The 1,160-nt window shown below is 44.1% G+C and carries 1 protein-coding gene; it reads right to left on the reverse strand.

Translation table 11 applies throughout. The features are described 5' to 3' along the window. Positions 1-16 precede the first annotated feature (16 nt). Positions 17-1,160: IS66 family transposase (locus FM107_RS14030; protein WP_086949113.1), on the reverse strand; the 1,144-nt coding region annotated here is incomplete at its 5' end.

A 1,160-nucleotide genomic window follows, 5' to 3' on the forward strand; every position in this document is an offset into this window, starting at 1 on the left:
GTATCCGCCCTACGAACTACATATTTGATTGCTGAATAATATTCTTATAGTTCTGTGGGAATAGGTTTTTTAAGTGTTTGTGATTTATGGTCATAATATTCTGCAGCGTATATTTTAACCACTGGAAGGGATTTACGTCATGTTTTTTACATATTGCAAAGAAAGAATAGATCATTGCGGCCCGTTGTGCAGCCTCATGGCTCCCCGCAAAGAGGTAGTTCTTTCGACCTAAACAGCATGGGCGGAGCGCATTCTCACATTGGTTCGTATCAATCTGCAGATTTCCATCATATAAGTATGCTGATAGCGCATCCCATCTGGCATATGCATAAGCCATCGCTTTACCGATCTGACTTTTAGGTAACGTATTCTTTATCTCTTTAAAGATCCATTTTCCCAGTTCGTTGATAATGGGCAGCGATTTTTCCAGGCGCAGTGTTTTTGTCTGTTCTGGTGTAAACTTCGCTTGTTTGGCTTGCCTTTCTACAGCATATAATTGCTGGATCATAAGAAGCGCTTTCTCTGCCCGTGGTCGGTCGCTGTCCAAAGCTCGTTCTATCTCCCGGCGTGTGTGCGCCCAGCAGGCTAAATGAGTAACCTCTTTCTTTTTGCCATATTTTTCGTACACAACATAACCGTCACTCTGCAGATAACCTTTGAAGTTTCCTAACATAGGTAATGGTGCACTACTGCCGCGGGTAGGGCTATAGTCAAACAGTACAGTTCCATCCAAAGGCGCATGATATACCCAATACCAACCGGTGTGAGCAGCCCCTTTTTTATCACTGTCCAGTACTTTTATTCTGGTCTCATCGACCTGCAGGTAACCCTTGGTTTTGGTGTCGTAAACAAGCTGTTCGTATAGGGGTTCCAACTTTTCTAACGCCTGTTTTGTCCAGCCTTCGATCGTTGAGGAGGGGATTTGTATGTTTTCTCTGGCGAAGATTTGCTTTTGGCGGTACAGTGGGAGATGATCTTGGTATTTACCGGTTAATATCAGGGCCAGTAGGCCTGCTCCGGGTATTCCCTTGTCGATTACACGCTCGGGAAGTTCAGCGATAGATACACCGTTACCGTTTTTAGCAGCATATTTATAGCGGATATAACGTTTGATATAGAACTTGGCTGGCTCGCACTCCAGTTCTTCCGTAATTTCCTTT

Source organism: Sphingobacterium sp. JB170 (assembly GCF_900163865.1).
In the GTDB taxonomy this organism is placed as follows: Bacteria; Bacteroidota; Bacteroidia; order Sphingobacteriales; family Sphingobacteriaceae; genus Sphingobacterium.